15 protein-coding genes are annotated in these 13004 nt (G+C 56.3%); 11 read left to right on the forward strand and 4 right to left on the reverse strand.

What is annotated here, in order from left to right:
* Positions 1 to 96: 96 nt before the first annotated feature.
* From accD to hisP, 11 genes are all read left to right on the forward strand, one after another.
* The gene (accD, locus tag HCH49_RS01145; protein ID WP_003861408.1) at positions 97 to 1002 is read left to right on the forward strand and encodes an acetyl-CoA carboxylase, carboxyltransferase subunit beta; all 906 of its coding nucleotides are present in this window, start codon (positions 97 to 99) and stop codon (positions 1000 to 1002) included.
* 70 nt (positions 1003 to 1072) lie between these two features.
* The gene (gene folC / locus HCH49_RS01150; RefSeq protein ID WP_221702023.1) at positions 1073 to 2341 is read left to right on the forward strand and encodes a bifunctional tetrahydrofolate synthase/dihydrofolate synthase; all 1269 of its coding nucleotides are present in this window, start codon (positions 1073 to 1075) and stop codon (positions 2339 to 2341) included.
* Entirely contained in the window at positions 2331 to 3017 is a 687-nt protein-coding gene (gene dedD / locus HCH49_RS01155) for a cell division protein DedD (RefSeq protein WP_033146091.1), read from the forward strand. Before folC ends, dedD begins: the two co-directional genes overlap by 11 nt.
* 228 nt (positions 3018 to 3245) lie before the next feature.
* On the forward strand, positions 3246 to 3734 hold the full coding sequence (gene cvpA / locus HCH49_RS01160; RefSeq protein ID WP_000262116.1) for a colicin V production protein: 489 nt from the start codon (positions 3246 to 3248) through the stop codon (positions 3732 to 3734).
* A 33-nt stretch (positions 3735 to 3767) separates the two neighbouring features.
* Positions 3768 to 5285: an amidophosphoribosyltransferase gene (gene purF / locus HCH49_RS01165; RefSeq protein WP_024908947.1), complete on the forward strand. Its 1518-nt coding sequence runs from the start codon at positions 3768 to 3770 to the stop codon at positions 5283 to 5285.
* Between the two features lie 89 nt (positions 5286 to 5374).
* Positions 5375 to 5944, forward strand: coding sequence for a UbiX family flavin prenyltransferase (locus tag HCH49_RS01170; RefSeq protein ID WP_221702024.1), 570 nt, complete (start codon positions 5375 to 5377; stop codon positions 5942 to 5944).
* Positions 5945 to 6235: 291 nt separating this feature from the next.
* Positions 6236 to 7018, forward strand: coding sequence for a lysine/arginine/ornithine ABC transporter substrate-binding protein ArgT (gene argT, locus HCH49_RS01175; protein ID WP_023312560.1), 783 nt, complete (start codon positions 6236 to 6238; stop codon positions 7016 to 7018).
* Between the two features lie 226 nt (positions 7019 to 7244).
* Entirely contained in the window at positions 7245 to 8027 is a 783-nt protein-coding gene (gene hisJ / locus HCH49_RS01180) for a histidine ABC transporter substrate-binding protein HisJ (protein ID WP_023336423.1), read from the forward strand.
* A gap of 88 nt (positions 8028 to 8115) precedes the next feature.
* Positions 8116 to 8802, forward strand: coding sequence for a histidine ABC transporter permease HisQ (locus tag HCH49_RS01185; protein WP_221702025.1), 687 nt, complete (start codon positions 8116 to 8118; stop codon positions 8800 to 8802).
* On the forward strand, positions 8799 to 9515 hold the full coding sequence (locus tag HCH49_RS01190; RefSeq protein ID WP_008502590.1) for an ABC transporter permease: 717 nt from the start codon (positions 8799 to 8801) through the stop codon (positions 9513 to 9515). The genes HCH49_RS01185 and HCH49_RS01190 overlap by 4 nt, the downstream gene beginning before the upstream one ends.
* Before the next feature lie 8 nt (positions 9516 to 9523).
* Positions 9524 to 10297, forward strand: coding sequence for a histidine ABC transporter ATP-binding protein HisP (gene hisP, locus HCH49_RS01195; RefSeq protein WP_023312558.1), 774 nt, complete (start codon positions 9524 to 9526; stop codon positions 10295 to 10297).
* Between the two features lie 150 nt (positions 10298 to 10447).
* Here the strand turns inward: hisP and HCH49_RS01200 are convergent, their stop codons facing one another.
* From HCH49_RS01200 to yfcG, 4 genes are all read right to left on the reverse strand, one after another.
* Positions 10448 to 10957 carry a GNAT family N-acetyltransferase gene (locus HCH49_RS01200; RefSeq protein ID WP_221702026.1) on the reverse strand — a complete coding sequence of 170 codons (510 nt, stop codon included), beginning with the start codon at positions 10955 to 10957 and terminating at the stop codon, positions 10448 to 10450.
* Positions 10958 to 11001: 44 nt separating this feature from the next.
* Positions 11002 to 11895 (reverse strand): TIGR01777 family oxidoreductase, encoded by an 894-nt coding sequence (locus tag HCH49_RS01205; RefSeq protein WP_033146089.1) that lies wholly within the window; start codon positions 11893 to 11895, stop codon positions 11002 to 11004.
* Between the two features lie 13 nt (positions 11896 to 11908).
* Positions 11909 to 12277 carry a dihydroneopterin triphosphate 2'-epimerase gene (gene folX, locus HCH49_RS01210; RefSeq protein WP_023312555.1) on the reverse strand — a complete coding sequence of 123 codons (369 nt, stop codon included), beginning with the start codon at positions 12275 to 12277 and terminating at the stop codon, positions 11909 to 11911.
* A gap of 75 nt (positions 12278 to 12352) precedes the next feature.
* A complete protein-coding gene (gene yfcG / locus HCH49_RS01215; RefSeq protein ID WP_023312554.1) occupies positions 12353 to 12982 on the reverse strand; it encodes a GSH-dependent disulfide bond oxidoreductase in 630 nt (209 codons plus the stop codon).
* Positions 12983 to 13004 lie beyond the last annotated feature (22 nt).

Here is a 13004-nt window from a genome sequence, read left to right on the forward strand (position 1 = left end):
TGTGCAACATTCATGGTCTGTTGGAGGCAAAAATGGCATTATTCGCCTCTTATAGCAAAACTGGCATACGACCAGGTTCAGGCAGAAAGGTTATCAATGAGCTGGATTGAACGAATTAAAAGCAACATTACCCCAACGCGCAAAGCGAGCATTCCTGAAGGGGTATGGACGAAGTGTGATAGCTGCGGTCAGGTTCTGTATCGCGCAGAGCTGGAGCGCAACCTTGAGGTGTGTCCGAAGTGTGACCACCATATGCGTATGTCGGCGCGCAACCGCCTGCATAGCCTGCTGGACGAAGGCTCTCTGGTAGAGCTGGGTAGCGAACTTGAGCCAAAAGACGTGCTGAAGTTCCGCGATTCCAAAAAATACAAAGATCGTCTGGCCTCTGCACAGAAAGAGACCGGCGAGAAAGACGCGCTGATCGTCATGAAAGGCACCCTGCATGAGATGCCGGTTGTCGCCGCTGCCTTTGAGTTCTCCTTTATGGGCGGCTCAATGGGCTCCGTGGTCGGTGCGCGCTTCGTGCGTGCCGTTGAGCAGGCGCTGGAAGACAACTGTCCGCTGATCTGCTTCTCTGCCTCCGGCGGCGCGCGTATGCAGGAAGCGCTGATGTCGCTGATGCAGATGGCGAAAACCTCTGCTGCGCTGGCGAAAATGCAGGAGCGCGGTCTTCCGTACATCTCCGTGCTGACCGACCCAACCATGGGCGGCGTCTCCGCGAGCTTCGCGATGCTGGGCGACCTGAACATCGCTGAGCCAAAAGCGCTGATCGGCTTTGCGGGTCCTCGCGTTATCGAGCAGACCGTTCGTGAAAAGCTGCCGCCTGGCTTCCAGCGCAGTGAGTTCCTCATTGAGAAAGGCGCTATCGATATGATCGTCCGCCGTCCGGAAATGCGCCTGAAGCTGGCGAGCATTCTGGCGAAGCTGATGAATCTGCCAGCGCCGAACCCGGATGAGCCGCGCGAAGGCGTGGTGGTACCGGATCAGGAACCCGAGGCCTGATAACTGAAAAGGGCAGGGCCGGTTGGCGCTGCCCTTTTGCTTTCTAATCTGTTAATGACAACCGGGCATTATGGAAAATAAAAGCATTCCCCAAGCCACGTCGCCCCTGGCCGCGTGGCTTTCTTATCTGGAAAACCTGCACAGTAAAACCATCGATATGGGGCTTGAGCGCATAAGCCAGGTCGCCGCGCGTCTTGATGTGCTCAAACCGGCACCATTCGTATTTACCGTCGCGGGTACCAACGGTAAAGGCACAACCTGCCGCACGCTGGAATCTGTCCTGATGGCTGCGGGTTACAGGGTAGGCGTTTACAGCTCTCCACACCTGGTACGCTACACCGAGCGGGTTCGCGTGCAGAACAGCGAGCTGCCGGAATCGGCGCATACGGCGTCGTTCGCGGAAATTGAAGCCGCACGCGGTGAGATCTCATTAACCTATTTTGAATACGGCACCCTGTCGGCGCTGTGGCTGTTCAAACAGGCGCAGCTGGATGTCGTGATCCTTGAGGTTGGCCTCGGCGGACGTCTTGATGCCACCAATATGGTGGATGCGGACGTGGCGGTGGTCACCAGCATCGCGCTGGACCATATCGACTGGCTGGGACCGGATCGTGAAAGCATTGGCCGCGAGAAGGCCGGTATTTTCCGGGCGAGTAAACCCGCCGTGGTCGGCGAGCCGGACATGCCGCACACCATTGCTGACGTGGCAAACGAGAAGGGCGCGCGTCTGCTGCGCCGCGGCGTTGACTGGCAGTATGAGGTTCAGGATAACGGCTGGCGCTTCAGCGATGCCCAGGGCGCGCTGGACAACCTGCCGCTGCCGCAGGTGCCGCAGCCGAACGCGGCCACCGCGCTGGCGGCACTGCGCGCCAGCGGATTAGCGGTCAGCGAGCAGGCAATTCGCGACGGCATTCAGAGCGCAATTCTGCCCGGGCGTTTCCAGATTGTCAGCGAGTCACCGCGCCTGATTCTGGACGTGGCGCATAACCCGCATGCGGCGGCGTATCTCGCGGGACGTCTCAAATCGTTACCAAAAACCGGGCGCGTGCTGGCGGTTATCGGTATGCTTCATGATAAAGATATCGGCGGGACGCTGGCCTGCATGGAGACTGTGGTCGATAGCTGGTATTGTGCTCCTCTGGAGGGGCCGCGCGGCGCGACGGCTGAGCAGTTGATGGAACATCTCGGCAAAGGCGCAATCTATAGTAGCGTGGCGCAGGCCTGGCATGCCGCGATGGCGGATGCTAAACCAGAAGATACCGTGCTGGTGTGTGGTTCATTCCACACGGTGGCACATGTCATGGAAGTGATGGACGCGGGGAGAACCGGTGGCGAGTAAGTTTCAGAACCGTTTAACAGGAACCATTGTGCTGGTCGCGCTCGGGGTGATTATTCTCCCGGGTCTGCTCGACGGGCAGAAAAAGCATTATCAGGACGAGTTTGCCGCTATTCCGCTGGTGCCGAAACCGGGTGACCGCGATGAGCCGGATATGCTGCCAGCGGCGACGCAGGCGCTGCCTGCTCAGCCGCCGGAAGGCGCGGCGGAAGAGGTGCGTGCAGGCGATGCCGCCGCACCGTCGCTCGATCCGTCTCGTCTGGCGGCAGCGAGCAGCAGCGATATCGATCCGGTGCCGGTAGAGCAGCCTAAACCCGTTGAAAAACCGAAGCCGGTTGAGAAGCCGCAGCCGAAACCGCAGCGGGATAAAGCCGCAGAGCAGCTGGCTGCCGCATCAGAAACCCCACCGCCGACAAAACAAGACGCGGCACCGACCGGAAAAGCGTACGTTGTGCAGCTCGGCGCGCTGAAAAACGCCGACAAAGTTAACGAGGTCGTGAGCAAACTGCGCAGTGCGGGATATCGTGTTTACACTTCACCTTCCACGCCGGTGCAGGGTAAAATTACCCGTATCCTCGTGGGGCCAGAAGCGTCCAAAGATAAGCTTAAAGGTTCGCTCGGCGAGCTGAAGCAGATCTCCGGCCTGAGCGGTGTGGTGATGGGCTACAGCGCGAACTGATAAGATCTTACCCAACCTCGGAGTGGTTTGCTCCCTCTCCCTTGAGGGAGAGGGCCGGGGTGAGGGGGAGCAGACGTCCACAGAGACGTCAAATGGACCGTGGCGTTGAACATTTTTTCAGCGCCTTTTTTATTTACGCGCGGGAAGGAAATCCCTACGCAAACGTTTTCTTTTTCTGTTAGAATTCGCCCCGAACTGGATGACAGGGCGTTAAATCGTGGGACACATATGGTCTGGATTGATTACGCCATCATTGCGGTGATTGGTTTTTCCTGTCTGGTTAGCCTGATCCGTGGCTTTGTTCGTGAAGCGTTATCGCTGGTAACCTGGGGTTGTGCTTTCTTTGTTGCCAGTCATTACTACACTTACCTGTCTGTCTGGTTCACGGGCTTTGAAGATGAACTGGTCCGAAACGGAATTGCCATCGCGGTGCTGTTTATCGCAACGCTGATTGTCGGCGCTATCGTGAATTACGTGATAGGTCAGCTGGTCGAGAAAACCGGTCTGTCAGGAACGGACAGGGTGCTCGGGATCTGTTTCGGGGCGTTACGAGGCGTGCTGATTGTGGCCGCGATCCTGTTCTTCCTGGATACCTTCACCGGGTTCTCCAAAAGCGAAGACTGGCAGAAATCGCAGCTCATTCCAGAGTTCAGCTTCATCATCAGATGGTTCTTTGACTATCTGCAAAGCTCGTCGAGTTTTTTGCCCAGGGCATAAACCCTGAGATGTGGCTTAACGAGGAAAAGACGAATGTGCGGTATTGTCGGTATCGCCGGTTTCATGCCGGTAAACCAGTCGATTTATGACGCGTTAACGGTGCTTCAGCACCGTGGGCAGGATGCTGCGGGTATCATCACCATTGATGCAAACAACTGCTTCCGTTTACGCAAGGCGAATGGCCTGGTAAACGATGTGTTTGAAGCCCGCCATATGCAGCGTCTGCAAGGTAATATGGGGATCGGTCACGTTCGTTATCCTACTGCTGGCAGTTCCAGCGCCTCCGAGGCACAGCCTTTCTACGTCAACTCACCGTATGGCATCACCCTTGCTCATAACGGCAACCTGACCAACGCGCATGAGCTGCGTAAAAAGCTGTTCGAAGAGAAACGTCGCCACATTAACACCACCTCTGATTCTGAAATCCTGCTCAATGTGTTCGCCAGCGAGCTGGATAACTTCCGTCACTACCCGCTGGAAGCAGACAACATCTTTGCTGCCATTGCCGCGACAAACCGCCAGATCCGCGGCGCGTACGCCTGCGTGGCGATGATCATTGGTCACGGCATGGTGGCCTTCCGCGATCCAAACGGCATTCGTCCCCTGGTGCTCGGCAAGCGCGACCTTGGCGATGGCCGTACCGAATATATGGTTGCCTCTGAGAGCGTGGCGCTGGATACCCTGGGCTTTGAGTTCCTGCGTGACGTTGCGCCGGGCGAAGCGGTCTATATCACCGAGAAGGGCCAGCTGTTTACCCGCCAGTGTGCCGATAACCCGGTCAGCAACCCGTGCCTGTTTGAATACGTTTACTTCGCCCGCCCGGATTCCTTCATCGACAAGATTTCCGTCTACAGCGCGCGCGTCAACATGGGCACCAAGCTGGGCGAGAAGATTGCCCGCGAGTGGGACGATCTCGACATCGACGTGGTTATTCCTATCCCGGAAACCTCCTGCGATATCGCGCTGGAGATCGCCCGCATCCTGGACAAGCCATACCGTCAGGGCTTCGTGAAGAACCGCTACGTTGGCCGCACCTTTATCATGCCGGGCCAGCACCTGCGCCGTAAGTCCGTGCGCCGCAAGCTGAACGCCAACCGCGCGGAATTCCGCGACAAGAACGTTCTGCTGGTGGATGACTCCATCGTTCGCGGCACCACCTCTGAGCAGATTATCGAGATGGCGCGCGAAGCGGGTGCGAAGAAAGTTTACCTGGCCTCTGCAGCGCCGGAGATTCGCTTCCCGAACGTGTACGGCATCGATATGCCAACCGCCAACGAGCTGATCGCTCACGGCCGTGAAGTGGATGAAATTCGCCAGATCATCGGTGCCGACGGCCTGATTTTCCAGGATCTGAACGATCTCATCGACGCGGTGCGCGCCGAGAACCCGGAAATCCAGCAGTTTGAATGTTCCGTGTTCAACGGTATTTACGTGACCAAAGACGTTGACCAGCAGTATCTCGACTATCTTGATTCGCTGCGCAACGACGATGCGAAAGCCGTCCAGATGCAGAACGATCTTGAAAGCTTAGAGATGCACAACGAAGGTTGATGCTCCGGCAGGTGAGGGCTTATGCCCTCACTTGCAACTCCCCGCAAAATCCTGCACAGTCTGCCCTGAAATCAGTAAGGGCGAAAATCATGAAACGACTCATTGTTGGGCTCAGCGGCGCCAGCGGCGCGATTTACGGTGTACGTCTGTTACAGGTTCTGCGTAATGTGGCGGAAGTCGAGACCCATCTGGTGATAAGCCAGGCGGCGCGGCAGACCCTCTCTCTTGAAACCGATCTCTCCCTGCGCGATGTTCAGGCACTGGCGGACGTGGTTCACGATGCCCGTGATATCGCCGCCAGCATCTCCTCAGGCTCGTTTAAAACGGCCGGCATGGTTATCCTGCCCTGTTCGATTAAAACGCTCTCCGGCATTGTGAACAGCTATACCGACACCCTGGTGACGCGCGCGGCGGATGTGGTGCTGAAGGAGCGTCGTCCTCTGGTGCTCTGCGTGCGGGAAACGCCGCTGCATCTCGGCCATCTGCGTTTAATGACCCAGGCCGCCGAGCTTGGGGCCATCATCATGCCGCCGGTTCCGGCGTTTTATCATCGCCCGACCTCGCTGGACGACGTGATCAATCAGACCGTTAACCGCGTGCTGGATCAGTTTGACATCGACCTGCCTGAAGATCTCTTCACCCGCTGGCAAGGGGCCTGATTCTGTGCACAAACAGAGTGCATGAAAAGAGACGTTGCCCTGTTTCAGGGCAATTATGCAACGGCGATCATATCCTCGACATTTAATTCGTTTTTTCCCTTTTTCTCTTTCCGGTTCGTTCGGCAGACCTGCTATCTTTCACCATTAAGGCAATATCGCAACGTTTTATTAACATATTTAACGTCGAAGTTTTGACCAGACGGCAATGTGGCATAAGACCTGCAAGATGAAGCCTGCAACACAACACACAACACAATACATAATAAAATCACGGTACTTGAGGGTAAATGTATGAAGAAGACGGTTCTGGCTCTGTCTTTGCTCGTGGGGTTAAGTGCGGCAGCAGGTAGCTACGCAGCGCTTCCACAGACGGTTCGTATCGGTACAGACGCAACCTACGCGCCATTCTCTTCCAAGGATGCGAAAGGCGATTTCGTGGGGTTTGATATCGATCTGGGAAATGAAATGTGCAAACGCATTGCGGTGAAATGCACATGGGTGGGCAGCGACTTTGACGCGTTAATCCCGTCGCTGAAAGCCAAGAAAATCGACGCCATTATCTCTTCTCTCTCCATCACCGAAAAACGCCAGCAGGAGATTGCCTTCTCTGACAAGCTCTACGCCGCGGATTCTCGCCTGATTGCGCCGAAAGGCTCCCCGATTAAGCCCACCATCGACTCGCTGAAAGGCAAGCATGTTGGCGTGCTTCAGGGGTCGACGCAGGAAGGTTATGCCAATGCGACCTGGCGTGAGAAGGGCGTAGACGTGGTGGCTTACCAGAACCAGGATCTGATTTACTCTGACCTGGCCGCAGGCCGTCTGGATGCGGCATTCCAGGATGAAGTCGCCGCGAGCGAAGGCTTCCTGAAACAGCCTGCGGGTAAAGACTATGCGTTTGCGGGCCCGTCGGTAAAAGACAAAAAATACTTTGGTGACGGCACCGGTATTGGCCTGCGTAAGGATGATACCGAGCTGAAAGCCGCCTTCGACAAAGCCTTTGCAGAGCTGCGTAAAGACGGTACTTACGACAAACTGGCGAAGAAATACTTCGACTTCAACGTATACGGTGAATAATGCCTGACGCTAACGCACCGCAAAGGTGCGTTGCGGGAGCGGTTGACCCAATGCGGTGCATTTGTTGCACCGTATTGGATCGCTTTGTGCATACTTACGCATTTATAATGCAAAAATTCCCGCCTGAAGGGCATTAGTCTTTGCCTGAAAGAGGGGATTAATGGCACATTAGCACCACCCCGTCGTCGTAAAAATCCCGTATGAAGACAGTTTGTTGAGGACAAATATGAAAAAACTCGTGTTGTCACTATCTCTGGTGCTGGCCTTTTCCAGCGCCACCGCGGCATTCGCAGCCATTCCGCAGAAAATTCGGATTGGTACCGATCCAACCTATGCGCCGTTCGAATCGAAGAATTCAAAGGGTGAACTGGTCGGTTTTGACATCGATCTGGCCAATGAGCTGTGCAAACGCATCAAAGCACAGTGTACCTACGTTGAGAACCCGCTGGATGCGCTGATCCCGTCCCTGAAAGCGAAAAAAATCGACGTGATTATGTCCTCGCTCTCCATCACCGAAAAACGCCAGCAGGAGATTGCCTTCACCGACAAACTCTACGCGGCCGATTCTCGTCTGGTGGTGGCTAAAGCTTCTGACATTCAGCCAACGCTGGAGTCCCTGAAAGGCAAACGCGTCGGCGTGCTGCAGGGCACCACGCAGGAAACCTACGGCAACGAACACTGGGCGCCGAAGGGGATTGAAATCGTCTCCTATCAGGGCCAGGAAAATATCTACGCTGACCTGACGGCAGGCCGAATTGATGCGGCATTCCAGGATGAAGTCGCGGCAAGCGAAGGCTTCCTGAAAACGCCGGTGGGTAAAGATTACAAGTTTGGCGGCCCGTCCATTAAGGACGTGAAGTTGTTTGGTGTGGGCACCGGCATGGGCCTTCGCAAAGAAGACAACGAGCTGCGTGAGGCGCTGAACAAAGCGTTTGCTGAAATGCGCGCTGACGGCACCTACGACAAGCTGGCGAAAAAGTACTTTGATTTTAATGTTTACGGCGGCTAATCGCCCCGTCAAATAACGTGCGGCCCCTCCCGATGCGGGAGGGGAAAAGACACGGTTCCACCACTCACGATACGACAGGGCTCGCGGTATGCTGTACGGATTTTCTGGCGTTATTTTACAGGGCGCGCTTGTCACCCTTGAGCTGGCTATCAGCTCCGTGGTGCTGGCGGTGCTGATAGGTCTGGCGGGCGCAGGGGCGAAGCTTTCAGCTAACAAACCGCTGGCGCTCATATTTGAAGGCTACACCACGCTTATTCGCGGCGTTCCCGATCTGGTGCTGATGCTGCTTATCTTTTACGGTCTGCAGATTGCGCTTAACAGCGTAACGGACGCGATGGGCATGGGACAAATTGATATCGACCCGATGGTGGCCGGTATTATTACCCTCGGTTTTATCTACGGTGCCTACTTCACTGAAACCTTCCGCGGCGCTTACATGGCCGTGCCGAAAGGCCACATTGAGGCGGCAACCGCATTTGGTTTTACCTCTTCACAAACGTTTCGTCGGATTATGTTCCCGGCCATGATGCGCTATGCGCTGCCGGGCATCGGCAACAACTGGCAGGTTATCCTCAAAGCCACCGCGCTGGTCTCGCTGCTCGGTCTGGAAGACGTCGTGAAAGCGACTCAGCTGGCGGGCAAGAGCACCTGGGAGCCGTTCTACTTTGCGGTGGTCTGTGGCGTGATTTATCTGGTCTTTACGACCGTCTCCAATGGTGTGCTGCTTCTGCTCGAGCGTCGCTACTCCGTGGGTGTGAAGAGGGTTGACCTGTGATTGAGATTATTCAGGAATACTGGAAATCGCTGCTGTGGACGGATGGCTACCGCTTTACCGGCGTGGCAATTACGCTCTGGCTGCTGATCTCCTCCGTGGTGATGGGCGGCATTCTGGCGGTGTTTCTTGCCATTGGCCGCGTGTCGAACAATAAATTTATCCAGTTCCCGATCTGGCTGTTTACCTACGTGTTTCGCGGTACGCCGCTGTACGTGCAGCTGCTGGTGTTCTATTCGGGGATGTATACGCTTGAGATCGTAAAAGGCACTGAGATGCTGAATGCGTTCTTCCGCAGCGGTCTGAACTGTACGGTGCTGGCGTTGACGCTCAACACCTGCGCCTACACCACCGAGATTTTCGCCGGGGCAATTCGCTCTGTCCCTTACGGTGAGATTGAAGCGGCGCGCGCGTACGGCTTTTCCTCGGTGAAACTTTATCGCTGCATTATTCTGCCGTCGGCACTGCGTATCGCGTTACCGGCGTACAGTAACGAAGTGATTTTGATGCTGCACTCCACCGCGCTCGCCTTTACCGCGACGGTGCCGGATCTGCTCAAAATCGCGCGCGATATTAACTCCGCGACCTATCAGCCGTTTACCGCGTTTGGCATTGCGGCGGTGCTCTATTTAATTATCTCTTATGTTCTGATTAGCCTGTTCCGTAAGGCTGAAAAACGCTGGTTGCAGCATATAAAACCTTCTTCGACGCACTGAGAAAGATGATGGCTGAGAACAAATTAAACGTTATTGATTTGCACAAACGCTACGGCGAACATGAAGTGCTGAAAGGGGTGTCGCTGCAGGCGAATGCGGGCGACGTGATCAGTATTATCGGCTCATCCGGCTCGGGTAAAAGTACCTTCCTGCGCTGCATTAACTTCCTCGAAAAACCGAGCGAAGGCTCGATTGTGGTGAGCGGGCAGAATATTAACCTGGTCCGTGACAAAGACGGCCAGCTGAAGGTCGCGGATAAGCACCAGCTGCGCCTGCTGCGTACGCGCCTGACGATGGTGTTCCAGCACTTCAACCTCTGGAGCCACATGACGGTGCTGGAGAACGTGATGGAAGCACCGATTCAGGTGCTGGGCCTGAGCAAGCAGGAAGCCCGCGAGCGCGCGGTGAAATACCTGGCGAAAGTGGGTATCGACGAGCGCCAGCAGATGAAATACCCGGTGCATCTCTCCGGCGGTCAGCAGCAGCGCGTCTCCATCGCCCGCGCGCTGGCGATGGAACCGGAGGTGCTGCTGTTCGACGAACCGACCTCCGCGCTGGACCCGGAACTCGTTGGCGAAGTGCTGCGCATCATGCAGAAGCTGGCCGAAGAGGGCAAAACGATGGTGGTGGTGACGCACGAGATGGGCTTCGCCCGTAACGTCTCGAACCACGTTATCTTCCTGCATCAGGGGAAAATTGAAGAGCAGGGGCACCCGGACGAGGTGCTGGCGAACCCGCAAAGCCCGCGCCTGCAGCAGTTCCTGAAAGGGTCGTTGAAGTAGGTTTTGCCTTTCCCCCTCTCCCTGTGGGAGAGGGGCGGGGTGAGGGCATCAGACCGCAGTGCAGCCCAATCGCCCGGTGGCGCTTCGCTTACCGGGCCTACGGACTGGGTGTTCTCCCTCTCCCTGTGGGAGAGGGTTGGGGTGAGGGCATCAGGCCGCACTGCACTCCAGCCGATACACCCAGTCGTCATAGCGCACGCCGTCAATTTCATACGCCTTTTCCAGCACCTGCGTACGCACAAACCCTGCTTTCTCCAGCACGCGCACCGAACCGCCGTTGTCCGCCAGCACATATGCGTTAATCGCTTTTACGCTGGTCTTGTTAAACGCGTAATCGCACACCGCGCGCAGCGCCTCGCTGGCAATCCCTTTTCCCTGCGCGGCAGGCACAACCGTATAGCCGATATCGGCCTCTTCACGATTCTCAGGGCTGATTTGCAGGCCAATATCGCCCAGCGGCTTATCGTCCTCCAGAGAGCGGATCACGAAGACATGCTCCGCCATCAGTCGCGCGGCAAACACGCGGCGGGTCTCTTTTTCCGGCGCGATGGCGGCCATGTAGCGCATGATGCTGAGGTCTTCACGCAGCGAGCGGAAGAAGGCCCAGTCAGTGGGTTCGAAAGGAGTGAGGTGAAGCCGGGGTGTGGTGATGGTTGCCATTGTTACGCCATATCTTCGGAACATGGCCTGTCACTGTAACATATTCACCGCACCACATCCCCCAGCGCCTCTTCTAATTCATACCAGCGGAACGCAAACCCGGCCGCTTCCAGCCGTTTTGGCAGCGCCCGCTGTCCGCCTAATACCAGCACAGAGGCTTCCCCCATCATCAGGCGAATGACCGTGGCAGGCACGCGCAAAATCGCCGGGCGGTGCAGGGCATGACCCAGCGCGTGGGCGAACTGTTCGTTACGCACCGGATACGGCGCAACCATGTTAAACGGCCCGCGCAGATCGTTATCCAGCAGCCAGAGAATACCGTTGACCATATCGTCGATATGGATCCAGGCCAGATACTGACGGCCATTACCGATCGGCCCACCGAGTCCAAGCCGGAAAGGGGGAAGCATCTTCGCCAGAATGCCGCCCTTCGGCGCAAGCACGACGCCGGTCCGCAGCAGGCAGACGCGGGTACGATCGCTCTGCGCCGCGCAGGCGATACGCTCCCACTGGGCGCAGAGCTTATGGGTAAACTCGTTATGCGGCGGCTCTTCCTCGGTCACCACCACCTCGCCGAGATCGCCGTAATAGCCTACCGCTGAACCTGAAATCAGCACCGAAGGCGGCGTGTGACTATTGCGGATCAGCTCGACCAGCTTTTCGGTGATGTTCCACCGGCTGCTGCATAACAGCTGTTTTTGCTCTTCCGTCCAGCGCTTATCGGCGATGGGTTCCCCCGCGAGGTTAATGACGGCGTCGAAGCCGTCCAGATTTTGCTGCTCGGCCAGATTTTTCCAGATATCGATACCCGCCCCGAGCACCTGGCGCGCTTTCTCCGGGCTGCGCGTGACCACGGTAATGTCGTGATGCAAGGCCTGCAGACGCGCAATGAGGTGACGACCAATAAGGCCCGTGCCGCCGGTCAGCAAAATCTTCATACAACCTCCAGGATTACGCCTGGCGTCGCCAGCTTAGCGTCATGGAGACGGAATCGGCGTAGCGCAGGGCGTGAAGTTTATCGATCTCAACTTCAGCATAAGTGACCCAGTGATGTTCGCGTGCGATATCGAGCACATCCTGAGTTAATTTTTCCAGCAGAGAGAAGCGGTTATTCTCCACGTACTGAATGATGTTTTTGGTAATTGTGCGGTAGTTCAGCGCGTCGTTGATGTCTTCGCTGGCCCGCGCTTTGTCTGCGGGATAGTGAATTACCACGTTAATGACAATATCCTGACGGTTGGCGATCTCTTCCTCTTTGATGCCGATGAAGGTGCGCAAGCGTAAATTTTTTATGCGAATAATAGCGTCTGGCTGTGACATTGCAGGTCTTCTCCGTGTCAGTATTTCCTGCTCATCATACATGAGAGGCTCGCGGGCACCCAGCCTCATAGAGGGTTAAATCTGCTGGATTTTTTGCATCGCCCGCTCGGTGGCCGGGCGGGTCCGAATGCGCTCAAACCAGTTATTCACCGCCGGGTAAGCGGCCAGGTCAATTCGGTGTTTTTCATGCGTATTCACCCAAGGCCAGCAGGCGATATCGGCAATACTGTAATGATCGCCCCCGAGCCACGGCGTTTTCTTCAGCCGACGGTTCAGAACGTCATACAGCCGTTGAGTCTCAACCTGATAGCGTTCGATCGCGTAGGGAATGGGCTGCGGGGCGTAAGCGGTAAAATGATGATTTTGCCCCAGCATGGGCCCCAGCCCGCTCGCCTGCCAGAAGAGCCATTGCAGGGTATGGTGACGCTCGCGCAGTTCGCCGCTCAGCAGTTTGCCGGTTTTCTCCGCCAGGTAGAGCAAAATTTCACCGGATTCAAACAGGCTCAGCGGCCTGCCCCCGTCCGCCGGCTGGTTATCAATAATGGCCGGGATTTTATTATTCGGCGAGATAGCCAGAAAGAGAGGGCTGAACTGTTCGCCTTTGCTGATATCCACGCGAATGATCCTGTAATCCAGCTCGGCTTCTTCAAGAAAGAGGGTGATCTTATGGCCGTTTGGGGTAGGGGCGTAATAAAGGTCGATCATTCTCAACTCCTGTCCATGCGAA

Source organism: Enterobacter sp. Y17 (genome assembly GCF_019730495.1).
Classification (GTDB): Bacteria; Pseudomonadota; Gammaproteobacteria; order Enterobacterales; family Enterobacteriaceae; genus Enterobacter; species Enterobacter asburiae_B.